Origin of the sequence: Paenibacillus motobuensis, assembly GCF_039521865.1 — a bacterium.
In the GTDB taxonomy this organism is placed as follows: Bacteria; Bacillota; Bacilli; order Paenibacillales; family Paenibacillaceae; genus Fontibacillus; species Fontibacillus motobuensis.
Window position 1 is genome coordinate 15,187 of record NZ_BAAACX010000027.1, and the last position, 23,561, is coordinate 38,747.

Sequence of the window (23,561 nt, forward strand, 5' to 3'; positions counted from 1 at the left end):
TTCTTTATCATGTATGTATGTGTTTGAATCGTCGGGACTTTGGCTCTCCCTCTTATGCTCCTGTGAATATGCCAAAGACTGACTCGCATCTATAATATGCGACAATCGGCTTTTCATTGATTTGCCTCCTTTTACCTCTCGAACGATCCGTTCAATGTATTTCAGAAGCTAAAAAACCGCTATTGATGTTGTCCAAAAAGTCCGGTTGTAATCAAGAAGTAAAATCAACCTTTTTTGAACAGGCATAAAAAACAAAAAAAGAACGCAAACCGGGAATACTCCTCAGCTTGCGTGCTTCGCAAAAGTTACAAATATTTAATGACTATATTCTAGCAAGTGAATACACTTTTGTCCAGTATCTTTGTACTTTTTGTGTACAAATTTGTTGGAAATTTGCTGGTTAAGTCGCCCGTCGCCCAGGTTATGTCAAATATGGATTGTTTACGCGTTCATAACCGATCGTCGTCTTAGGCCCATGCCCCGGATAGACAATCACATCATCTGCAAATTGGAACAGCTTGCCACGGATTGAATTATACAGATCGACTTCTCTACCACCAGGCAAATCAGTCCGTCCTACACCCATACGGAAGAGCACATCGCCTGAAAATAAGTCTTTGCCGCACAAGAAACTTACGCTGCCCGGCGAATGTCCTGGCGTATGGTATACCGTGAAATCATGTCCGATCAGATGTAACTTCTGTCCTTCTGCAAGTTCATATTCAGCTGGCTTAAGTGCCATCGGACCGCCGATCTGCGGCCACATTAGTGAACCGTTCAGCTTGGGCGTCGTCAGCCAATCGCTCTCAAGTGCATGCAAATAAACCGGGCACTTCTTCAGCTTGCGAATCTCATCTACTCCGCCAATATGATCGAAATGGGCATGTGTCAACAGTATTGCTTCAATCTCCAGTCCTTCGATCCTGCGCAAGAGTGGCCCAGGATTCATGCCTGGATCGATGATGACCGCCCTTTTCTCATCTTCTCCCCGCAATAAATAAGCATTTGTCTGCAAGGGTCCCAGGGAGAATGTCTCTATTCTCAACATATGATTTAAAACCCGGAGATGAGTGCGCGCAGTTCGGATACGACCGTCGCATTCACTCCGCCCCCTTCCTTATATTTATCAGCCATCTGCTGCCTCACTACACTGATCTTGTCTTGATAATCAGGTGCTTCCCGGTCCGGGTTCTCTTGCTTGAACTGAATCATCAGTGCCTGCACATGCTGTGGACGTGGTCCCCAACTGCCAAGTACATGTCCGCCCGTATCCGCAAAAATAATAATCGGAACGGAGCGTCCCCCCATCGTCAGGAAATGATCCATCGTATCCTGATGCTGTTCAAGGATGAGTACTTCCGTCTCCAGACCGGATTCCTCAAGTGCACGGAATACCACTGGCACACTATGGACAACATCGCCGCACCAATCAGCCGCAAGGACCAATACACGCAAGTCATCGCGATAATTCAGGCTTTTGAAAAATTTGCGATCCTCTTCATTTATCCAGTTAAAGGCTTCATATCCTGCTGCGAATTCCTCTTTATTCTTCTGCATTCCCTCCATAAATTGCCGGGGGGTGATTCCTTGTCCGAACTTATGTGCCAGATTGATACTCATTTTGCATCTCCTTTCTTCTTGGAAGATCCGAACCACTTAATAAGTACATATACGATAAGCAGAGCGAGCGCAACTAGCAGAATTGGCACAACATAAGGGCCCGCCTTCTCATCGACATGCTTCCATTGATCCCCAAGCAGCATTCCCAAATATACGAACAAAATCGACCACGGAATGACTGCCAGGGTGGTCAGGGTAATAAATTTGCCGATCGGCATCTTGGCCATCCCGGCTGGAATCGAAATAGCATGTCTTGCTACAGGAATGAAGCGGGCGCTAAAAATGACTCCGGAACCATATTTCAGAAACCAGTTCTCGGCAACGTCGATATGTTTCTTATGAATAAAAATATATTTGCCGTACTTCTCGAGAATAGGACGTCCGCCATACCGCCCGATCCAATAAATGAACAATTGGGCGATAACGCCGCCCACAACACCAAAAATGACAGCTCCGATAAAATTGATCCGGCCAGTGTGTACCAGGTAGCCTCCATATGCCAATACGATTTCACTAGGAATGACCTCGATCATCAAGCCGAGCATTATGCCGAAATACCCCAGTTGTTGAACCCAATCCAACAGAGTTCCAATTAAATTAGAAATCCACTCCACCGCGCGTCTCTCTCCTAACATGTCCTTTTTTCTAATCTATTCTATCATAGCCGAGGACATGCATTCTACTTAACTCTTCCAGCCCCGGTGTCGCTTGTGGCAAATCACGCATATGTTGTGGAAAAGGAGGCATACCCCTATGAATAATTCCCCCGGCAAACATCAGACTCCCCTGCCAACGCCGCGCAAAATACGTAGAGGGTGCAGTAAAGAATTATACCGGACCGTTAAAAGGCTGGGCGTCTATATACCGCAGGATAAAATCGCTGAGGGAGAAGCGTTATATTACAAAAAGGTGATTGAAAACCTGCTCTGGATCGCTGAACAAAACAGCAATCGCAAGGCACTTGCCGATTGGTGGGATGAAGCAGTCAGCGGAGAGCTGGCAGAGCTATGGCAGGTCGATCAAGGCCAGCTGAAACGGGCATTCCGCAGCGCGTTTGGAGGCTAATGCGCATACTTAAACGCGTATAATTGCCTGCCTCTCACTCTGGCTTCCAAGGTTAATCTAAACTTGCGGTCATTACGCCAGGATGGATGGTGGACAATCAGGTCAGACAAACGGGAATAATTGCGATACAATCGGATTCCCGCTTCAATGGCGATTCTAGCCTCATCTTCTTTCCCCGTTGCCTTGAGCCATCTCGCCAGATGATAAGCTTGCTGCAGCATATTCGTCTGAGCCGCTCCATTGAAACGGTCCAAGGCTGCGGCCCGCTGGAAGGCCGTGAGAGCGCTCAGGTCTCCGTGCTGTGCCGCCGCCGTTCCCAGCGCCGCTAACAATTCGGGATTCTCCCGTTCATATCGAAGTCCTTGCTGCAGGAGCGGCAAGGACTCCTGCGGGAGAGAGCGGGCCGCCAGAGCCAGGCGGGCGGCCGTATTAGACGGCGATGCGTCAAGCGATCGCTGCAACAGCAGGGGCGGCTCTGGCCCTGCTGCTGCCTCGGCGCGAGCGAGCAGAAGCTGGCTAGCCGCAAGGTGCAAGCCAGCTACGCTTGCCGCTAGCAGTGCGGCGGCAAGCAGCCCGGTCGCCGCAAAGCGTACCGTTGATGCGGCCATTGTTGCTATTCGATCCGGAACGATAGCAACCGTCTCCTCCGGCATAACAGCACCGTTGACGGCTGATCCCCCCCTGCTAAGCGGCATCGATGGGATCGGTGCTTCAGGCGAAGAAACCGTTGGGACAAGCGCTGCCGCAGCAAGCATGATTATCAGCACCCAGTAGAGGCCGTAGCTCATATCAAAATCGATCAAGCTGTGTAGGCATAGTACGATCAGAGGGGGCAATAAGCTGCTGCGTACCCTGTGTGATCGGAGCATCTGCCAAGCAATGGCTCCCAGCCAGAGCAGTACGACCAGCACCCCGACCAAGCCCAGATCGAGGGCAATATCGATGAGGCCGCTATGCACCTCGGCGCCAACATAGGGGCGGCTCTGTATGCTGCGAAACGATAGACGCCACGTATCCCCGCCTCGCCCGATCCAGGGCGAGCGCAAGAACAGCTTCCATGCGTCGGCATACATATTCCAGCGCGCGGAGAGCGTAGCGATCCTCAGTCCGCGCACAAGCAGCGGGGCGAGCGCCAGGAGTAGGCATAGGCCCGTCAACGACAGGGCCAACACCTTGATGCAGGCGCTCTTCCCCGCGACCCAAGCGGCCGCAAGCGGGCCGCTTGAACCCCGCGCCGCGGCGGCGCCATGCGCCCGCCCGCCGCGATGGGTGCGCCCGGACAGGGCCAGTGCAGCCGCCATCACGGCGGCAAGCAGCAGCAGTCCGGGCAGCGGGGACGGCGCCAGTTGCGCTGCGCTCAACTGGCGAGCAAGCAGCGCAGCGGCGGCGAGGAACACGCCGCTGTGCCGCACAAACCTGCTGCGCTCGGCACCGCGCAGCAGCAGCCAGCCTGCTGCCCAGCCGACCGCGCCGGCGATGTACGCGCCGCGCGACTCCGTCAGCAGCAGGCAGAGCAGGAGCAGCAGCACCTGCGCTCCACCCTGCTGCCCCTTCCATCCAGCTGAACGCGTGAAGTCAGAGCAGGGACGGCTGACAAGGAGCAGCAGACGCTCCAATAGCAAGGCCGCCGCAACTGCCCCGAAAGTATTAGGATATTGCAGCAATCCGCCTAACCTTGCTCCTGTAAGGCTGACCTCGCTGTCCCCTGTACGCAATATCGCATAAGGGATGGAGACAATGCCCAGAACAGATCCAACAGCGGACAGGCTTAATAACCAAACGGTCCAAGACAAGCCGTGCTGGATTAACTTCCTCCCCCTCTCCCGGTCGCCCGTACCCAGCCTGAGCATTGCTAACCCAAGCAAAGCATAAAATAGCCATTCGAGAGCGGAGATCATCGTTGCATACGCCGATAACCGTACAGACGGAATCACTAGATGCAAGCTATAAACCCCTGCGATAACGAATGGCGCACTGCAAATCCATATATACCAATAAGGAGTCCGCTGGGTGGGGGATAGATTGGAAAGCGGAAGCATGATTTTTTTATGGCCAAGGCTTCTGATCATCCCCTTCACCAGGTATCCAACAACAAGAAGAAATGCATAAACAAACCACAGGCCCATCAGGACCAGGGATGAAATGCTATCCGTGAAGAACATTCCACTGTTCAGGCAAATGGCCATAATGGTAATCCATACGAGTCCACCCAGTCCCCCGATAGAATCCAACGGCTTGATCAAGATAATAAAAGTATCCCGCCACCGTCCGAACGAAGTCTTATCCCTAACTTGCTCATACATCCTTCTCCACACCTTTATTCCCCCTCTCCATAGGTAGAATCAATCCATTCAACAAATTTCGCTGGGCAGCATTGCGTGATCGCACTTATCAAGCGAGCAAAATTGACCGTTAGAGCAAAAAGAAAGCAACTGCGCTCTTCTAACGGATACTTTTGACCGTTAGAAGCAAAAATTACGGTTTTTCGCGAACCGTCCCCCTTGTAATGGACATCATTGTCCGTTACAAGAACCGTGTACCAAGGACTGGACGCTGACGGTCAATCATGTCCGAGTAATCTGACCAAAACATATGGGTCTCCACATAATGGGATACACAAAAAGGGATGCCTCCAAGTCAGAAAAATCGACTTTCTCGATCACCCTACCGGACTGTCGAGAAAGCGATGGTTTTTTATTCACCAGCTCTAACGAAACTGGATATCGCTATTTAAGCCAAAAAGGGCTTCCTCAACTTCTAACGAAACTAGGTATCGCTATTGAGGTGGATTAGGCGATAAAGGCACAGATTTCTCCCCAATAACGATATGGTGTTTCGTTAGATTTTATTTTCCGTCGTTTTTGAGGAAATAACGATCCGTAGTTTCGTTAAAGGTCGAAAAGGCCAACACATATAGTGTTGACCTGAAATTATGGCTGCAAACCGTTGAGCTGTGCTATGAATATTCAAATCGTGATTAGCCTTTTTCCTCCATGATCACTGAGCAATAAAGAGCATCGCATATCGCTGAGCAGTAGAGCAGCGCAGCAAGGCTCATTCACATTAGGCAAGTATTCTGCCTATTCTTTATTCTTCTGACGGCAGAAGATCCCGGCAGGCTCTTTCCAGATATGGGGAGGCACCAAGGAAATCGCGGAAGGCCGTATATTCACGCCACAAGACAGTGGTATTTCCGGCTGGTGACTTCACCGCCCGGATCAGAATATTTTTCGGCGTATGCTCCATATCGATAAATTCAAGCAGCTGTGTCTTGTATCCGAGAATATCCAGCAGCTTGGCCCGGATTCCGTCTGTTGCCAGGGCAGAGAAACGCTCCTTCAGAATGCCATGACTGAGCAGCGGCTCCATCACTTCATTCCGGACCTGAGCAAACAATTCATGCTGACAGCAAGGCACGGACAGAATCACCGAAGCATCCCAGCGTACCGCCTTCTCCAACGCAGCATCGGTTGCCGTGTCACAGGCATGCAGGGTAACAACCATATCCACCTTGCTCAGCTCGTCATAGTCCGCAATGTCGCCGACAAGAAAGCGCAGGTTGTTATACTTCAGCTTCTCCGCCAGTGCACTGCAATGCTCAATCACATCTGCCTTCAAATCGAGGCCAACGACCTTCAGCTCCCTGCGCTGCTCGACCGATAAATAATGATAGAGAGCGAATGTCAGATAAGACTTGCCGCAGCCGAAATCCACAATCGTTAGCGGTCGATCAGCAGGCAGATGAGGCATGACGTCTTGAACCATTTCAAGGAAGCGGTTGATCTGACGGAATTTATCGTATTTCTTGGCCAGTACCTTCCCGTCCCGATTCATAATACCAAGCTCAACCAGGAAAGGAACAGCTCGGCCATCCTCCAGAATATATTCCTTACGCCGATTATGATGCAAGGAGCCCGGCTGCTTGCTCGGCGACTTCGTCAGAATCGACACCTTGTATTTCTTGCTGATCAGCACCTGATAATCCGCTGCCTCCGTACAAAGCAGGCCTTGCCGGAAAGTCTCCTCGAACTGCTTCATCAGATACTCGGCCAACTGCTCAGCCGGTATATTCTCATGCGTCACTTTGTTGCTGTAATAATAAGTGAACTGATAATGCAGTCGCTGCTTCAACAGGGCAGGCTTCACCGTTACCTTGCTGTATTCTGTCTCCCCGGGCTTGCGCCGCTGGCTGAGCGTCGCGGTAATCAAGCTGCCCTCCTGAGCTATTTGTTGTATAAGATGTCTTAGTGCTTCCATGAATCCATAACAGCTCACTTTCATTCCAAATATACATATTGTTGAACTCCTGCTGCCACGAACTGAAATTGGCAACGCAAAATAGTTCTCTTCTGATTTGCTGGAGTTATACCTCTTTGGTATACTCCCGTTTCTCTACTTCCGCAAGGCCTTCGCGAACTTCATGCAAGGGGAGCCCTCCCTCACTAAGCCGCTCAGGCTCATATTGCAGCAGACGTTCATAGAAGGCTAACGCCTGCTGCTTGGTGATCGCCTCGGCACCAAGCAGACGATACAATACGTTCTCTGCTTGATCAAATCGATTATGAGCTTCTTCATAATCGAGCAGTAAGCGCTCAGTATCCAGAGGCAGACGATAATCCTTCAGGCGCGACATCAGCTTGGCCGTCTCCGTCTCCGAATTCCATAACGAAGGATCGGCACCGTGCAGGTCTGCCGCTAAATAGAGATGGAGCGACTTCATGAGCCGAAACAGCCCATCATCTTGCCGTCCCTGGGCAATATAGATATCCCCCTCCTCCTGCAGCAGCCTTGCCAAGCTCTGAAGCTTATCGGCCTCTACTTTTCCACCAGTGCGGAATATTTCCACAATATCACGAGCCGACAGAGAACCGATCATCCGTGAATTCAGCCTGAACTGTTCTTTATACAGATCGTCCAGCTTCCACAGCGCTTCTATCAGCTTGTTCTGTTGCTTAAGTCCGAACACTTGGCCGATGACGTCCACCATTTCTTCAATCATGCGGACCAGATAATCCTTCCTCAGCATGATACCCAGCCCCTTCACCGAACATTATATCCGAAAATATCGCGCACATGCGGCATTTCTGGCCGCGATGCTACTTGATATTCCTCATAAAATCACTGATGACAGCGGCAAGCTGATCCGGCGCTTCATACATGCCCATATGACCAGCACCTTTAATAACCGCTTTGATCACCTGGTCGCCTTCTACCGTAAATGTGCGTTCCAAAGGAATAACTCCATCGTTCTCCCCGGCAACGAGCAGAATCGGCAAATCGGACTGGGTCAACACCTCACGCCGATCCACACGCTCACGCATAGCCAGAGCCGCGCCTTGAGCCCCCTGCGGCGGGGTAAGATACCCGATCTCCTTAGTCCGGTTCACCTCCGGCTCCATCGTCTGCAGATGTTCCTGCGCGAACAATCCCGGTACCAGGCCATTGACGAAGGCATTTATTCCTTCGTCCTCTATTTTCTCCACCGCTTTAAGCCGCTTCTCCTTCGCTTCTTCACTATCAGGATAAGGAGTCGAATGAATCAAACCGAAGCCGTTTAAGCGGGATGAATAACGTTCCGCCAAGGACAAGGTGATGTAACCTCCAAGGGAATGACCCAAAAGTGTATACTTCGAGACACCCATCTGCTCCAGCAACGCGGCGATATCATCAGCCATCTGGTCTATTGCATAGGGGCCCGCAGGAGCTCCGGATGCGCCATGCCCGCGCAGATCAGGCATCACAACGCGATATTCCCCAGATAATAGAGGGGCAAGCTTCTCCCAATAGGCAGAGCTTCCGCAGAATCCATGCAGCAATACAATCGTTGGCCCTTGCCCTTGCTCCTGGTAGGCTACAGATATTCCATTGGCTAATAGGCTTGTCATAACAAATCCCCTCTCATCGTTTATGATTATTGAATCATGACTTGAATACCTTAACGATCGCTCCCGTAATCTCATCCGCCATCTGCATAACCTTATATAATGAGGTCATTTGCAGCGTCCAATACGGCTTGGGTCCCTTTACATTAACAACCGCCGCTACGCTATAATGACCTGCTGCCGGAAGCTGTTGTCCAACCGATTGGGCGGGAAATAAAGGCTGTGCAGAAACAAGATAGCAGCCCACTGAGGCGGGAGAACCTAAGCTTGCATCAATGGCGACAATAATATGCTCTTTAGGAATAGACGCGATTCGCTGCTCCAGATTGTCCGCATCACAAGGATACTGCAAGGTGCCAACTACATTAGCCATGCCCTGCTCCTCAAGTCTGGCACCAACCAGTGGGCCCAGCGCATCCCCCGTTGAACGATCCGTCCCGATACATAGAAAGGTAATTTCCTCCCTTTCATGCTTCCTGCGAACTTCCCTGAAAAAACATGCCAGCTCACTGCCAACTATTCTTTTTCGTTCCATTCCCAAGTTTGACATTTCACACGAATCATTAAGAACCATTCTCCACCCCCCTCATGCTTATCAGGTTACCATGATTGTACCGCACCGCTAAATGAACCGCAAAACAGCAAATCCAAGCAAGCGCCACTGTTGAAATCTGTTCGTTGCCTGATCAGCGTTGTTTCATTAGCATGCAAGCAGGTTATATATTAACTAAGCATTGGAATTCAGCAGTAAATAAGTTAACTTTATCAACGTATTAAGGAGTGATTTACATGAATACAGAAGAGACTAACGCTCAAATACAAGGAAATTCAAACTTAACAAAAGGAATCGTCATCGGAGCTTTGCTTGGAGCAGCGGCTGCCCTCTTGTTTGCTCCTAAATCAGGACGAGAGCTGCGAAGTGATCTGTCGGAGAAAATAAGTGCAACAGCGGATAAGTCAAAGGAAATCGCTAATGTTGCTAAAGACAAGGTCACAGATCTGGCCAAGACCGTCTCAGAAAAAACTTCGGATCTTGCCGATTCAGTGGGATCCGGTGCGAGCCAAGTGATGTCCAGCGTAAAAGAAGCAGCGGCTGATGTCTCCGGTACAATCTCTGAAGAATCCACTAAAGTCTTCGATAAGACAAAGCAGCTCTCTCATGAAGCTGCTGATGAAGTAGAGAAAACGGCTGCCAATGCCAAACGTGATCTAAAAGGCTAACGCCGGCTTCTTCATAAGTTTATGAAATTCATAAATCAGCCAGTTCAGTCCACTGGCTGATTTCTTGTATAAAAAAGTAGGTTGGGAGGAAATCTAAATGGCTGAACCCTATCTTAAAGAATCAAGCACCTCTACCGAGTCTGTTCGTCAACCTACCGATGATCGGGGACTACATTAAAGAGCTGCAGGAATATATTCAGTTACAGCCGTAACAAAATACCTTTCAGAAAGGGGATTGTTAAACATGGCGTCCAAAACTCCTGAGCAAGAACAAGAGGATTATGTCAGACAACAGATCAATAAGGTCAAGCAAGGGGATTATACAAAACATAAAGATATTGATGATGCCGAGAACGGATCGATGATTAACGATATGGAGGATTTGGTCCAGCTCGGAGAAGACATGGAGCAAATGAAAACAAACAGTGAAGATCATGAGAACGGCCTAAAGTCTGATCCAGAACAGTAAACAGGCTTTCCCTTGCAACTGAAACACACCGTATCCAAAATACGGTGTGTTTCTTAATCTACATGTAATCAACTTGATTATTACTAGACATCATTTGCCTTAGCTTCTCCGTCGCCCTTCTCTGAATTCTAGATATACTCATTTGCGAGACGCCCAATTTTTGTGCGATCGCACGCTGGGACTGGCCTTCCTCAAAAGCTAACAACAGCACCTGCTTCTCTTGTTCCTGAAGTTCGTCCAGCGCCTGCAGCAAGTCCATTCTTTTCTCAAGCGTATCGTAATCATCTGCCTCCGAGCTGATCATTTCGCCGAGCGTGGCAGCGCTTTCCTCTTGAGATATTGGAGAATCCAATGAGACATAATGATAACATTCCCTGCCAGCAAGGATCTCCAATGTTTCTTCCTCCGAAAGCTCCAAGTGATCGGCAATTTCCTCTACGCGAGGCGATCGCTCCAGCTTCACGGTCAACTCATCGATCGCAAGCTGGACCGTCGCTCCCTTTTCCTTAATCCGTCTCGGAACCTGTAGGTACCATGATTTATCTCGCAGGAAATTCTTCATATGGCCTATAATACTCTTCATCGCATAGGGCTCAAAAGGTACGCCCAACTGGGCATCATACTGCTGCAGCAGGCGGATCATAGCCATTTGACCTACTTGATTCAGATCTTCATACAGATCCGGACGATTGCGTGAAATTTTACCTGCGGCTATTTTAACTATAGGCTCATATTTCTGAATCAATTTAGATGCTAATTCTTTACTTCCGCTCTGTTGATATTCCATGATCATACGGATTGATTCATTCCAGGACTCATGGGGAGTCGTATTCACATTCATGCAAGTTCCCTGGTTATATTTAGTCGCTTAATCATAACGACCTTTGTCCCTTTACCAGCTTCGCTCACGACATCCACGTCATCCATCAGCGCCTGCATCAAATAGAACCCCAGACCGCCGATTTGTATGTCACTTAGCTCTTTGTCATGAAGCGAGGCTGCCTCATCCGCCATGTTCCACATGTCAAAGCTCTCCCCTTCGTCTCTGACTGTTATGATCAAGGCATCAGAAGATACTTCAAAGGTTACCTCCATTACACCGTTCCCATGCTTGTAAGCATATAGAACCGCGTTGTTGCATGCTTCAGATATAGCTACCTTCATATCCTCAATCTCCTCATAGGAGAATCCCATTTTGGAGGCTATACCATACAGGTTTAACCTTACAATATCTACATACTCCGCAGTGGCCGGCAAACTAATTACAACGGTTTGAACTTCCTCTATCATTCTTACTCTATCCTTTCCCTTAGGAATTCTCCTGTACAGTGAAAAACTTGGTTATCCCTGTCATGTCAAACAGCTTTTGAATTTGCCCCGGCACTTCCTCAATATAGAATTCAGCATTCATACCATTTCTCGCTTTTAGAATTGAGAGCAGGATTCCAATCCCCGTACTATCAATATACTCAAGCTCCTTAAGATTAAGGATCAACTTGGTATTCTGATCCGTCACAAACGGCTCTATCATTTTGCGAAAATCAGGAGCAACGGATAAGTCCAACTCACCATGCATATAAATGGTACAAGAGCCATTCTCGCAAATCGTATTTACGGCAAATTTATCATTTTTATTTGTTATCATAGCATTCACTCCCGAAAAATAATTTCTCTATATGAGGTTGTTCAAAAAGTCCACTTTTGATCACGAAGCTATTCTGGGAGCTTATTCGACATCGAATCTTGAATTCACCCGGGCCTTCCGGTGCTCACGTACAAACTACAAGCAAATGCTTCCGAGGTCGTTTTCTACGAAAACGTGTAGCTCCGCTCCTCACGCCCTAGCTTCATCCAACTGAAGCGTTTTAAAAAAACGCACATAGGAAGCATAAGCTTCGGTACTGAAAACCGGCCTTTTTGAACACACAATATATTAACCCGCTGTACCCTCATTTGAAACATAAACTTTATAAGGAGCTGCCAGTATTGTAAAAATAAACTTAGCTCCCCTCTCCTGGCTCGTCTCTACGCGAATCTCTCCACCCATCATTTGAACCAGGGTTTGGCAGATTGCAAGACCAAGGCCTGTCCCCCCATATTTTCTAGTCATTGATGAGTCCAGCTGAGAGAAGGGCTTAAACAGGCGATCCATTTGATCGCTAGATATGCCGATCCCCGTATCCTTAACCGAAAACTCAAGCATATATCGATCAGGAGAAGCAGCCTCAGGCTTGGGTACAACCTCAAGGAAAATCTCGCCCTCATCCGTGAACTTCACTGCGTTAGCAATTAAATTAATCAACACCTGTCGTAGTCGGTTCATATCCCCATAGATCATCGGAGGGATTTCTTCATGGATGACGTATGCAAGCTTCAGCCCCTTACGGCTCGCATCGACAGTAAACAAGCTAATCACCTCTTGTACGACCCCTTCTATTTCGAACGAAATTTCCTCCAGCTCCATTTTGCCCGACTCCATCTTTGTAAAATCGAGAATATCATTAATCACGGCTACCAATGTATCCGCGCTCCCGCGAATAATCTCAGCGTATTGTTTCTGCTCATCCTTTAGTTCGGTATCAAGCAACAAATCAATCATCCCGATCACCCCGTTCATAGGAGTACGGATTTCATGACTCATCATCGCCAGAAATTCTGTCTTCGCATTAGCAGCTATCTCGACAGCTTCCTTCGCTTTGACCAGTTCCTGATTCGTTCGCTCCAGCTCCTGCGTCTTTTGCTTGAGCAGCATACTCTGGGTTTTAAGTCGCTGGTTCGCCAAATACATGTCGATAAAGCCCTCGATCTTTGATTTTAAAATTTGCGGAATGAACGGTTTTACCATATAATCGATGGCCCCAACGGAGTACCCCTCAAACAAATGCTCAGCATCCTTACTATTGGCCGATATAAAAATAATCGGTATATCCTTGGTCTTGTCACGCGCCTTAATCAGCTTGGCTGTCTCAATACCGTCCATCCCCGGCATTTGTACATCCAGTACGATGACGGCATACTCATCCCGCAGCAAGTACCTTAAGGCTTCTACTCCTGAAGTGGCCTTAACCAAGCTATATTGTTCACTCTTCAGAACGGCTTCCAAGGCTAGTAAATTCTCGGGGCGGTCGTCGACCAGCATGATGCGAATTGGATTACTCCCACTATCCATAGCTATTACAAATCCTCCGTGATCTCATAATCATTTGATTTTACGATATATCTTCTCATTCCGATCCAATGGTTCATAACAGCTCTGATAATTCGAAAAATTGACTGATTCCTTAGCTCCCAATACAAGTACGCCAAAATGGCCCAAGCTTTCATGAAACAAGGCATGCACCCTATTACGAAGCGTCTCGTTGAAATAGATCATCACGTTTCTGCAGAAAATGACATTGAACTCATTAAAAGAACGATCCGTAGCCAAATTGTGCTCCGCAAAAATAATGTTCTTCTTCAAAAAGGGTTGGAAAATAACGGAGTTATACTGTGCCGTATAGTACTCGGAAAAGGAATGCATCCCTCCGGCGTCGATATAATTCTTGGTGTATTTCTTCATTCTTTGAATATCAAAAACTCCATCTTTTGCGGCTTGCAGCGATCTGTCATTCATATCCGTAGCATAGATTCGAGACTTGTCATACAATCCTTCTTCATACAGCAATATGGCCATGGAATAGACTTCCTCCCCTGTTGAGCAGCCGGCATGCCATATGCGGATGTAAGGATAGGTGCGAAGTATAGGTACCACCTTCTCGCGAAAAGTCCGGAACAAGGAAGGGTCCCGGAACATTTCCGTGACTGGAATAGAAAGGGCGTACACCAGCCTTTCAAAGCAGGAGCGATCATGCAGCACCTTTTCCTGCAGTCCGGATATACTCTGCAGCTGTTCTACATGTACATGATGCCATATCCTTCTGCGCAGGGAAGGAAGTGCATAATTGCGAAAATCATAGCCGTATAACCGATGAATTCCCTCTAGCAGTAATTCAATCTCGATTAGCTCACGCTCGCTCTGATTCTCATCGTCAATAGCTTTATGCTCCTCTAATTGCGTATAATCACTTGATGTCATAGCACCAACTCCGATTTCTCTGAACTTATTTATCACGTGCTCATTATGAATACAGCCACACACGCATCAATGACAACAACTGATCGGTCTGGATCGGTTTTTTCACATAGTCGGACGCCCCGGCCTCAATACATTTGGAACGATCCTCTTTCATAGCCTTGGCTGTAAGAGCAATGATAGGCAGCTTCTTATACTCCGGCATTTCGCGAATCCTCCGCATCGCCTCGTACCCGTCCATCTCCGGCATCATCATATCCATCAGTACCAGATCAAAGTCTTTATGTTTCTGCAAAATATCCAGCGCCTCCCTGCCATTCTCGGCAAAGACTACGTTCATACGATAACCTTCAAGCACGCTGGACAGAGCAAAGACATTGCGAACATCATCATCGACGAGAAGTATTTTCTTCTTCTCAAACAACTCTTCCTTATTGTGCAGCTTCTGCAGAATCTTTCGTTTGTCCTCAGGCAGATCAGCCTCAACCCGATGAAGGAATAACGTGGTCTCATCCAGCAATCGCTCAGGAGACTTTACATCTTTAATAATGATGGATTCCGCATACTTTCTTAGCTTCATTTCTTCCTTACCATCCAGATCCTTGCCTGTATAGATGATAATCGGCAGATTCGTCAAATTCTCATTATCGCGAATCTTGTCCAGCAGTTGAAACCCTGTCATATCCGTCAGCATTAAATCAAGCACCATACAGTCATAGTGTCTGTTCATCAATTCTTGAATTGCCTCTCTGCCGGTTGAGACGGCCTTTATGACTACGTCATCATGTCCGATTAACGCCGTAATCGATTGTCGCTGGATAGCATCGTCCTCGACGACCAATAAATACTTAAGATCCTTCTCCGTATACGATTCAATATAGTTAAAAGCTTTTTCCAGCTGTTCCCTGGAAGACGGTTTCTTCAAATAAGCGATAGCCCCCATCATAAGCCCTTGTTTCACGTCATCAACGACAGAGATCACATGTACCGGAATATGTCTTGTAGCAGCACTACTCTTCAATTCATTCAAAATAGCCCAACCATCCATGACTGGCAGTTGAATATCGAGAATAATGGCTTCAGGCAAGTATTTACGGGCCATTTCCAGGCCTTCATCCCCCTGTACAGCAACGAGCGATTTAAATCCATGCTCATGCGACATATCCTGCAATATTTGAGCAAAATGAACATCATCCTCAATAATCAGCAGTATCTTATCATCCGCAGACAAATCGTCTCGATCATCGGCAGGCTTGCTAGGCTCTGGCAGTTCCAGCTCCGTTCCGGCAGGATGATGAGAATACGGTTCACTCTGGCCAAAAAGGACCGGCAGCTGATGTGCCGCCGCAACCTCCTTGTCTGAAATAAACAATTCAGGCGAAGGTTCCTTTGGCAAAAATAAAGTGAACTGACTCCCCTTCCCTTCTACAGACTCTACCGTAATACCGCCGCCAAGCAATTCGGCCAGACCTCGGCTTATGGATAGTCCTAGTCCTGTTCCTCCGTAATTCCGGCTTGTAGTACCGTCAACCTGCTGAAAGGCCCCAAAGACTAACTCGAGCTTATCCTCTGGTATACCAATGCCGGTGTCTTTCACCTTCAAAGCTATATATTCACTGCTGCTATCAAGGTAATGAGGTACATCCTCCGACTCTGCCAAATCAATAATGAGTGAAACATAACCACGGTTGGTAAATTTCAGGGCGTTGGAAAGCAAGTTGCGTATGATCTGCTTCACGCGATGTCCATCCGTACGAAGCTGCTCGGGAACGGAGTCGGCGACTTCAATTTGCAGACCAATATTGTTATCCATAGCTACCGGCCCATAATTTTGCTTAACGTACTCTGTGAGGTCATGTATGGTATACAGCTCTTCATGAATCTCCATCTTGCCCGCATCAACCTTGGACAAATCAAGGATCTCATCGATCATCTTAAGCAGGTCAGATCCTGAATTATGAATCGTTTGCGCATATTCCACCTGCTTAGGGGACAAATTATTCTCTTTGTTCTCATATAGAAGCTGCGAAAGAATTAATAAGCTGTTGAGCGGTGTCCGCAGCTCATGCGACATGTTGGCCAGAAACTCGGATTTATATTTACTGGTTACCGCAAGCTGGGAAGCATGCTGCTCCAACTCACGCTTCGTTTTCTCAATTTCGTTATTCTTCTCCTCTACACGATGAACCTGCTCTTCCAAAGCACGCGTCTTCGCAATCAGCTCCGTGTTGTAATGCTCAAGCTCTTCTTGCTGTCGCTGCAGCAGCTCTTCGGATCTTTTTAGAGCCTCTGTCTGTTTGCCAAGGTTCTCATTCGATCTGCGCAGTTCTTCCTGATGAGTCTGAAGTTCTTCGGATTGTACCTGGAGTTCCTCAGTCATAGCTTGAGATTCCCGCAGCAATTCCTCAACACGAATCCGTCCCATAATATTATTCAGAATAATCCCCAGGTTATCGGATAGTTTCGACAGCAGTTGTTCTTCCAATGGAGTAAACGAATTAAACTTTGCTAATTCCACTACCCCTAGGACTTCCTCCTCAAACATCACAGGATAAATTAAAATATGTGGTGGTGTCGCACCTCCCAGGCCAGACCGAACCGAGACATAATCAGCAGGAGCCTCTAGCAAAAAAATCGGTTTTTTGTCCATTGCTGCTTGTCCAATCAGGCCCTCGCCAATATTAAACACATCCCGAGACTCGATAGCATCATCCCGCGAATAGGATCCACATAATTGAAGCTTATTCGGATTCTCTTCCATACGTCTGATATAAAGAGTTCCATATCTCGCTCCAAGCACAGGTGTAAATTCACTGATAAACATTTGCGCGATCTCATCCAATGAATCTATACCATGCAGCAGTTCATTAATCCGGGCTAAATTCTTATTCAGCCAAGATTGATCCTCCTGATGCTTCATGTACCTACTCTCAATTTCTTGCTTTTCTATCAGATCCTCAGTCATCTCCTTGAAGGTAGTAGCAACCTCACCAATCTCGTCTTTCATCGGAACATGTGTTGACATTATTGCCTCAAGATTTCCCCGGGCGAAATGTCGTATCATCCCGCTAACGTTATAAAGTCCCCGGGCAATACTTGGGAGCACCCATAATACAACCCCAATTCCTACGAGTAAACCTAGCACCATGGTAATGATCATAATATTAATGGAACGGCTGTATTCCTGCTTTGTGTTCGCGATTTCCGTCTCAATCTGAGCGTCGAAATAATCCCTTGTATCGCTCAAAGCGTTCAACAGTTCATCCAGCAGCGCCTGACCATTAGAAATGCGATAGGACTGAGCACTTTCATACTGGCCTTTATCAAGCAAATCGAGCAAATTCCCCTCATAATTAACGAACTCATTAAAGAAAGTCTCATTGATTTTGATCAACCTGCGTTCCTCTGCTGTATCCACCATACTCTTAATCGCAGACAGGTACTGCATTGCGGATTCCTGCTTACTCTCAATCATCTTTCTTCCAGCCGTAATTTTTGCTTCATCCTGTATCTGCACTAAATTCGTTGAAATCCGGGCCAAATCATTAATATCACCGTGCATTCCGGTTGAATTCTTGATCATCAGATATCTTTCCGAGTAAATGCGGTCTAATTGTGAGTTCATGTACTTAAGACGATCTAAATGGATAAAACCGAGCACCAGGATAATCATCAATAGTAGGCTAAAGCCCAACAGAAGTTTGCTTCTAATCTTCAAATCACATCTCTCCTCCTATGAGCGAAATCCATACCAGGCATTTATCATCTTCACGTTCTCCAGATGAATCATCAGTAAATAATAATCTTTCCATTTCCTCACGGTCGTAGAGGGGTCGATCCAAAAGCGTTCTTTCCAGAAATTCAAATTGTTGTTCCGAAGTGCCTTCTAATCCTTCCACTAACCCATCCGTATACAACACAACTCGCCCATTCCCCTCATAATGGAGCGTTTGGGTTTCTGCCTCTAGCTTATCAAGCAATCCGACGGGTGGACAAACGGTCTCTAATCTAGTGACTGTTCCATCCTGATAGAACAAACCTGGCGGATGTCCCGCGTTTACATAATCTATTCTTTTATTCTTCGTATCTACCAATAGATAGATGGCTGTGAAATAGTACTGAATAAGCTGATTATCAATATGCAATTGGTTAAAACGTCGATTTAATTCCGATATAACCTGATCCGGCTCAACAAAGGAACTCATGATTCCTTTTAATAATGAAGCAATAAACATGCAAAATAACGATGAGGAAATACCATGTCCCATAATATCGAGTAGAATGACCCCATATTTCCCCTCTCCGAGTGGATACCAGGAGTATAAATCTCCCGCGAGCTCAAAGGATGGCTTGTATATGGCATCAATCTCTATCCCTGGCTCCTGAAGCGGAGAACTTAATACAGCATTCTGCACTAATGCAGCCAGCTTCAGCTCAGCTTGAATCCGCTGGTCTCTTTCTTTATGCCAGTCTTTCTCTTCTTTAAGTCGAATGGCTAGGCGAATGCGAGCCATAAGCTCTACCTTATTAATCGGTTTGGTTACATAGTCCACCGCACCAGCGTCCAACGCTTCGGCCAACTTACGTGAATCTCCAATAGCCGTTACCATGATGACCGGAATATCCTTCAATTTCTCATACCTCTGCAAAATCCGACAGGCCTCAATCCCATCTATTTCAGGCATCATCATATCAAGCAAAATCAGGTCGATGTCCGATGTTATCATATTCGTATCATCCTCGTTGCCCCTAATGCCTAATCTTTGAAACATTCCAAAAGCAGAAGTAGCATCAACTGTATCCTGATAGTTTTCCCGCTTAAGAATCTCACGAACCACCAATATATTTGTTGGATTGTCATCCACAATTAATATCCGCATATTAATCTCCTTACTTTCTCTACTTTTAGATCGTGTAATTTTATCTATGTGTAACTATAGCATTTTCCAATTGTTCCCTTCGTGCATTTTCGAAAGGGATAACTACAAGTGCGTGTTCAAAAAGGCCGGTTTTCAGCACCGAAGCTTATGCTTCCGATGTGCGTTTTTTTAAAACGCTTCAGTTGGATGAAGCTAGGGTCTGAGGAGCGGAGCTTCACGTTTTCGTAGAAAACGACCTCGGAAGCATTTGCTTGTAGTTTGTACGTGAGCACCTGAGATGTTTCCGTAGGGAACATGACTTCGTAAGCATTTACTTAGGCCCGGCTGAATTCAAGATTCGATGTCGAATAAGCTTTCAGTGTCTTCGTGATCAAAATTGGACTTTTTGAACAACCTCTATAAAAGTGCAAAATCGCTGATTTAAAAACTAAGATAAGGAATGGGCGCTTCTCGCCCATTCCTTATCCCTGATTTCAAATTCGTTTACCTATATGAACGAACTCAGACACGACTGACAATAACCAACACTTTACCAAGATCCAGTTCTCTTTCATAAAATTCTGCCTCGGATTGGGTAAAACCAAGAGAAACGATTTTCGCTCTAAGTTCATCGCCTCGAGATCGGAATATATTGGCAATCGCCGACAAAGCGCCTTCCTCTTCAATCCCTACCTCATTTGCCCTTGCAACCTCAGCAATCTCTCCAGTTCTATCTTCATCATGATCTATAACATAAATATTTTCGGAAAGATAACCGGCATTACGGAGTTCCTGAACTGCCTCCACCGCTTGTATACCGTTCTCAACCACTCTAGCATATGCTTTGTTATCGAATGTACTCATTGTACTCTCTCCTTTTCAATGAAAATGGTTGTGACTGTAGCCAAGACTATTACTAGCTTAATTGTATTTACCCTCGCTTATTTTCGATGAAACATATATTCACTTAAAATTTCTGAAATAACAAAGCTATATAAAAACAACTCCGTACTCATCCTGGAAAGATGAATTCGGAGTTGTCTTTAACCCATATAAAAGTGAAATGATATCAAGCACGATATTTCTGCCACATCGTGGCTGCAATATCTACCCATTTTACCCAACGCTGCTGCTGCCCACCTGAAGATTCATGGATTTTTTGATCCGCCGGGGCTTCTGCTTTAACCGCAGTCAGCTGTTCTGTCCGTTCTGATCGTGACGCTTTTGGTTTCTTCATCCTGCCGATCAGAGCAGTCGACACCTGCCTGGCAGCTACCGTAACTTCATTTAACACTTCACCTACATTTTTGACAGATTCCATAACCGGATCTATCTGCTCCATTTTATGCTGCAGGTCGATTGTGATCGTATTAGCTTGCCTGACCACCCCTTGAACCTCTGTACTTAGTTCATCAATCGTCTCTTTAATTTCTTGCAATGTCTCAGTTGTCTTGTTCAATGATTGTTGTGCCGACACTAAAGTCTTGACCAAAAATACGACAAGAACTGCAAAAGCGACAGCAATAACTGCAACGCTAATTTGCCAAATCATAACTCTCCCTCACCTTCTGCCTATGTCATTATTCCTTGTTACCCCTGGAGATTATTGACGAAACAATCCCAAAAGCCACCTTATGGTTCGGTAACGCACCGTGTCATAAGGTTGCCGGCTTATGTTTCAATCTTAAGGCTCCAGGTTTAATGGTAAAGCAAGTGAACATCAGCTTATCCATTATTGCGCGGTTAATTATGTATTTCGGTTCACTTAAGACTTTCACTTAACACTATACAATAATTTTCTATGAAAGGAAGGTATCTCATGTTAAAGTGGTCATTAATTTTTCTGATTATAGCTTTGGTTGCCGGTATATTCGGTTTCTTTAATATCGTTGCCGCTGCCACTTCCATCGCCAAGGTGCTATTCTTCATCTTCCTGATCCTATTCATCATTTCGCTAATCACAGGAAATCGAAGGAACTCCATAAGGTAGCATTACACTCAAATAGGCCCGCCTAAAATCAGGCGGGCCTATTTGTCGCTTTATGAAGATTGAAGATAATTAAAAAGTTCAAGTAAATCAAGTGTGAATTTTATTTGAATAGCCTTTCCTGGAAAATTCACTTCATTAATCGTGACCAATTTCGGAATATAGTCGGTCAAATGTATTGTCATCGCTTCAAGTCCAATTCTCTCAGGCGAAATCGATATATTTCTTACCTCTACGGAGCTAGGATTAAGCAGCAGTGTTCCATCAGCATATTCCACACTATATTTTGCGGTAGCCCCAAAGTTTACGAGTCCCCAAGCCCCATTCATGTTCGCGATAATCTGATTTCCATTCAGCTTGAAATCCGCTCCTATAATTTGAAATGGCAAATCATGCTCAGCGACATATTCCGTTAACCCCTTCTTTAATAAATTGTTCACATCGCTCTCAGTTAGGGTTAATTCGGTATTACGACTTTCAACCATTTCTACGAGCTTATTCTTCCAATTCAACTCTGAATAATTCATATCTAATGTGCGTGATGGCCGGATATAAAGCACGATAGCTGTAATTAGAACAACGAGCAAAATAATTATGCTGCCTATGATTAGCCTGCCTTTTTTCATTAGTGAAACCCTCTTTTTCTGATGTGATTTTTGCTTTTCCTGATTCTAACGCCTCTCTAAAGTTTAATACATGGATACAAGCATTTCAAAAATGATGAACCAAGGAGGTTTTATATCATGAAGAAACTTACAGTAATATTAACATCTATTATTTTCTCGGCCTTAGTTACAGGCGGCGCATCGGCGGACTATTCTATCAGTCCTGTGCAGCAAAATGATGAATGGGCCCCGTATATATCCGTTGCAGAGCCAAACCCGATCGAATTGTCCGCAATTACCGTGTTCTATGCTGCACCAGGAGGCAAATCATTGGGCTCTCTTGAACCACAGGTAGTCCGTCCAACCGGTAATATCCTCGGTGACTGGTTGCAGATTTACACTTGGTTCGGAGAGGCCTGGATCAATATTCCAGGGTATGTTCCTAGTTATTAATAGATAAATAAACGCCTTAACCTATTATTATCTGTAGGCTACATGACAAAAGAAGAAGGCTCTCCAAATCGGAGAGTCTTCTTCTTAATTTATAGCTCTAGTTAAGTTGTTCTATTTCAGTACGCTTCCTCCATACAGGAAACGATATTCCCACGAACCATCAAGCTGATCGATCCGCACTCCACCCGACTCCTTCGAATAGGTGTGGATCATTTTGCCGTCACCCAAATACATAGCTACATGGGTAATTGTCTGCTTGCTCTTGTCGACATTCTTATATGCTGCCGCAGATGAGCCCTTGTAGCTCATGAAGAAGATCAGATCGCCTGCCTTCAGCTTGCTAATGCTCGATACCGCCGTGCCGTTGTCCTTCACCCATGCCCCTTGCTTCCGCGAATCGGCGGGAAGCACGATCCCGAGTGCCTCTTTATAGGCCTGTCTTACAAAAGCAGAGCAATCAAATGTCGTCGTTGAATTGCGGTCCGATCCGTATTCATAGGGAGTCCCTAAATATTTCTTGCCTGTGCTGATAACTTTGGCAATCTTAGCCTGGTTGGATTCCGATACTCCATCATTTGAACCCGGAGCGGACCCTTTGAGCTGCAAGTATTTGCTTAAACTGCTCACATACCCGGTCTTCCCGTCCGACGTTCTCACTTTGTAGAAGCTGTCATTGCTCTTCTCCAGAATTGTAACTACCGTTCCCTTCTTGAGCATCGTGATTACCTTGCCGGAGGTGGTAGACGGAGCGGTTCGCAAATTCACCCCATAGATGACCGTTGCGCTTGTTTGCTCAGGTGCCGCAGGCACCGAATTTCCACCGCTAGCAGAGATGTATTTGCTGGACGAGCTGACATAGCCGGTCTTCCCGTCCGAAGTCTTCACTTTAAAGAAGTAATTGTTGCTATTCTCCAAAATAGTTACTGTTGTCCCCTTCTTCACCAGCCCGATAATTTTACCGGAAGTGGAAGGTTGATCGCGGAGATTGACACTGCTTACAATTTGTCCCTTCATCGACGTCTGCGTCGCAACTGAAGCTGCTGATGCCCTGTCCTGTACAGCCGTGTAAGAGGTAGTTAGTAGAATTGCGCTCAATATCAGGATTGTCGTGCTGCGTTTCATAGTTGCCTCCTTGTGGATGATATTGGTCAGATTAGACGAATATTATATAAGTCGCCTTTCTCTGGACTCGTCCCCATTATATCCCTTATCGAATTTTGTCTAAATGCGTCGATTTTCGTGTTATGTATTTCTTTTACGACAAAATGCCTAAATTCCACTCCAAAAAGAAGGACATATTACCCACAAACCCAATAATAACCAACACT

Annotated in this window: 23 protein-coding genes and 1 pseudogene; 5 read left to right on the forward strand and 19 right to left on the reverse strand. The window is 46.4% G+C overall.

Features of this window, described 5'->3' with window-relative positions; genetic code table 11:
* Nucleotides 1-421: 421 nt before the first annotated feature.
* The 3 genes from ABD014_RS23205 to uptA are packed head-to-tail and all read right to left on the reverse strand — an operon-like array spanning nucleotide 422 to nucleotide 2,234.
* Entirely contained in the window at nucleotides 422-1,048 is a 627-nt protein-coding gene (locus ABD014_RS23205) for an MBL fold metallo-hydrolase (RefSeq protein WP_343865371.1), read from the reverse strand.
* A 5-nt stretch (nucleotides 1,049-1,053) separates the two neighbouring features.
* On the reverse strand, nucleotides 1,054-1,620 hold the full coding sequence (locus tag ABD014_RS23210) for a thioredoxin family protein (protein WP_343865373.1): 567 nt from the start codon (nucleotides 1,618-1,620) through the stop codon (nucleotides 1,054-1,056).
* Nucleotides 1,617-2,234 carry an undecaprenyl phosphate transporter UptA gene (uptA, locus tag ABD014_RS23215; protein WP_343865375.1) on the reverse strand — a complete coding sequence of 206 codons (618 nt, stop codon included), beginning with the start codon at nucleotides 2,232-2,234 and terminating at the stop codon, nucleotides 1,617-1,619. The genes ABD014_RS23210 and uptA overlap by 4 nt, the downstream gene beginning before the upstream one ends.
* A gap of 139 nt (nucleotides 2,235-2,373) precedes the next feature.
* Here uptA and ABD014_RS23220 point away from each other — a divergent pair, with 139 nt between their 5' ends.
* A complete protein-coding gene (locus ABD014_RS23220) occupies nucleotides 2,374-2,685 on the forward strand; it encodes a dehydrogenase (protein ID WP_343865377.1) in 312 nt (103 codons plus the stop codon).
* Here ABD014_RS23220 and ABD014_RS23225 read toward each other — a convergent pair.
* From ABD014_RS23225 to yyaC, 5 genes are all read right to left on the reverse strand, one after another.
* Nucleotides 2,682-5,000 carry an O-antigen ligase family protein gene (locus ABD014_RS23225; RefSeq protein ID WP_343865379.1) on the reverse strand — a complete coding sequence of 773 codons (2,319 nt, stop codon included), beginning with the start codon at nucleotides 4,998-5,000 and terminating at the stop codon, nucleotides 2,682-2,684. The two genes, ABD014_RS23220 and ABD014_RS23225, sit on opposite strands and share 4 nt — an antisense overlap.
* A 772-nt stretch (nucleotides 5,001-5,772) precedes the next feature.
* A complete protein-coding gene (locus tag ABD014_RS23230) occupies nucleotides 5,773-6,966 on the reverse strand; it encodes a class I SAM-dependent methyltransferase (RefSeq protein WP_343865624.1) in 1,194 nt (397 codons plus the stop codon).
* A gap of 82 nt (nucleotides 6,967-7,048) precedes the next feature.
* Nucleotides 7,049-7,711: a DUF6483 family protein gene (locus tag ABD014_RS23235; RefSeq protein WP_343865382.1), complete on the reverse strand. Its 663-nt coding sequence runs from the start codon at nucleotides 7,709-7,711 to the stop codon at nucleotides 7,049-7,051.
* A gap of 70 nt (nucleotides 7,712-7,781) precedes the next feature.
* Nucleotides 7,782-8,570, reverse strand: a complete 789-nt coding sequence (locus tag ABD014_RS23240) for an alpha/beta fold hydrolase (protein ID WP_343865384.1) — start codon at nucleotides 8,568-8,570, stop codon at nucleotides 7,782-7,784.
* 34 nt (nucleotides 8,571-8,604) lie between these two features.
* The gene (gene yyaC, locus ABD014_RS23245; RefSeq protein ID WP_343865386.1) at nucleotides 8,605-9,141 is read right to left on the reverse strand and encodes a spore protease YyaC; all 537 of its coding nucleotides are present in this window, start codon (nucleotides 9,139-9,141) and stop codon (nucleotides 8,605-8,607) included.
* Between the two features lie 215 nt (nucleotides 9,142-9,356).
* On the opposite strand from yyaC, the gene ABD014_RS23250 reads away from it, so the two are divergent.
* Nucleotides 9,357-9,788, forward strand: a complete 432-nt coding sequence (locus ABD014_RS23250; RefSeq protein WP_343865389.1) for a YtxH domain-containing protein — start codon at nucleotides 9,357-9,359, stop codon at nucleotides 9,786-9,788.
* 244 nt (nucleotides 9,789-10,032) lie between these two features.
* Nucleotides 10,033-10,257, forward strand: a complete 225-nt coding sequence (locus ABD014_RS23255; protein ID WP_343865391.1) for a hypothetical protein — start codon at nucleotides 10,033-10,035, stop codon at nucleotides 10,255-10,257.
* A 58-nt stretch (nucleotides 10,258-10,315) separates the two neighbouring features.
* Here the strand turns inward: ABD014_RS23255 and ABD014_RS23260 are convergent, their stop codons facing one another.
* The 9 genes and pseudogenes from ABD014_RS23260 to ABD014_RS23300 form a co-directional block, all read right to left on the reverse strand.
* Nucleotides 10,316-11,098, reverse strand: a complete 783-nt coding sequence (locus ABD014_RS23260; protein ID WP_343865393.1) for a sigma-70 family RNA polymerase sigma factor — start codon at nucleotides 11,096-11,098, stop codon at nucleotides 10,316-10,318.
* The gene (rsbW, locus tag ABD014_RS23265) at nucleotides 11,095-11,547 is read right to left on the reverse strand and encodes an anti-sigma B factor RsbW (RefSeq protein WP_343865395.1); all 453 of its coding nucleotides are present in this window, start codon (nucleotides 11,545-11,547) and stop codon (nucleotides 11,095-11,097) included. Before rsbW ends, ABD014_RS23260 begins: the two co-directional genes overlap by 4 nt.
* Nucleotides 11,548-11,566: 19 nt before the next feature.
* On the reverse strand, nucleotides 11,567-11,902 hold the full coding sequence (locus tag ABD014_RS23270; protein ID WP_343865397.1) for an STAS domain-containing protein: 336 nt from the start codon (nucleotides 11,900-11,902) through the stop codon (nucleotides 11,567-11,569).
* 339 nt (nucleotides 11,903-12,241) lie between these two features.
* Nucleotides 12,242-13,426, reverse strand: a pseudogene (locus ABD014_RS23275) (ATP-binding response regulator); the annotation flags it as partial.
* Between the two features lie 30 nt (nucleotides 13,427-13,456).
* Nucleotides 13,457-14,332 carry a CheR family methyltransferase gene (locus tag ABD014_RS23280; protein WP_343865399.1) on the reverse strand — a complete coding sequence of 292 codons (876 nt, stop codon included), beginning with the start codon at nucleotides 14,330-14,332 and terminating at the stop codon, nucleotides 13,457-13,459.
* Nucleotides 14,333-14,375: 43 nt separating this feature from the next.
* On the reverse strand, nucleotides 14,376-18,047 hold the full coding sequence (locus tag ABD014_RS23285) for a response regulator (RefSeq protein ID WP_343865401.1): 3,672 nt from the start codon (nucleotides 18,045-18,047) through the stop codon (nucleotides 14,376-14,378).
* A 1-nt stretch (nucleotide 18,048) separates the two neighbouring features.
* On the reverse strand, nucleotides 18,049-19,209 hold the full coding sequence (locus ABD014_RS23290; protein ID WP_343865403.1) for a PP2C family protein-serine/threonine phosphatase: 1,161 nt from the start codon (nucleotides 19,207-19,209) through the stop codon (nucleotides 18,049-18,051).
* 501 nt (nucleotides 19,210-19,710) lie between these two features.
* Nucleotides 19,711-20,052, reverse strand: coding sequence for a YflT domain-containing protein (locus tag ABD014_RS23295; protein ID WP_343865405.1), 342 nt, complete (start codon nucleotides 20,050-20,052; stop codon nucleotides 19,711-19,713).
* Nucleotides 20,053-20,257: 205 nt separating this feature from the next.
* Entirely contained in the window at nucleotides 20,258-20,740 is a 483-nt protein-coding gene (locus tag ABD014_RS23300; RefSeq protein WP_343865407.1) for a DUF948 domain-containing protein, read from the reverse strand.
* Nucleotides 20,741-21,007: 267 nt separating this feature from the next.
* Between ABD014_RS23300 and ABD014_RS23305 the strand changes: the two genes are divergently transcribed.
* Nucleotides 21,008-21,178 (forward strand): DUF1328 domain-containing protein, encoded by a 171-nt coding sequence (locus ABD014_RS23305; protein ID WP_343865409.1) that lies wholly within the window; start codon nucleotides 21,008-21,010, stop codon nucleotides 21,176-21,178.
* A gap of 50 nt (nucleotides 21,179-21,228) precedes the next feature.
* On the opposite strand, the gene ABD014_RS23310 is transcribed toward ABD014_RS23305, so the two are convergent.
* Entirely contained in the window at nucleotides 21,229-21,801 is a 573-nt protein-coding gene (locus ABD014_RS23310) for a hypothetical protein (RefSeq protein ID WP_343865411.1), read from the reverse strand.
* Between the two features lie 117 nt (nucleotides 21,802-21,918).
* Between ABD014_RS23310 and ABD014_RS23315 the strand changes: the two genes are divergently transcribed.
* On the forward strand, nucleotides 21,919-22,233 hold the full coding sequence (locus ABD014_RS23315; RefSeq protein ID WP_343865413.1) for a hypothetical protein: 315 nt from the start codon (nucleotides 21,919-21,921) through the stop codon (nucleotides 22,231-22,233).
* A gap of 111 nt (nucleotides 22,234-22,344) precedes the next feature.
* On the opposite strand, the gene ABD014_RS23320 is transcribed toward ABD014_RS23315, so the two are convergent.
* Nucleotides 22,345-23,355 carry a C40 family peptidase gene (locus ABD014_RS23320; protein ID WP_343865415.1) on the reverse strand — a complete coding sequence of 337 codons (1,011 nt, stop codon included), beginning with the start codon at nucleotides 23,353-23,355 and terminating at the stop codon, nucleotides 22,345-22,347.
* Between the last annotated feature and the right edge of the window lie 206 nt (nucleotides 23,356-23,561).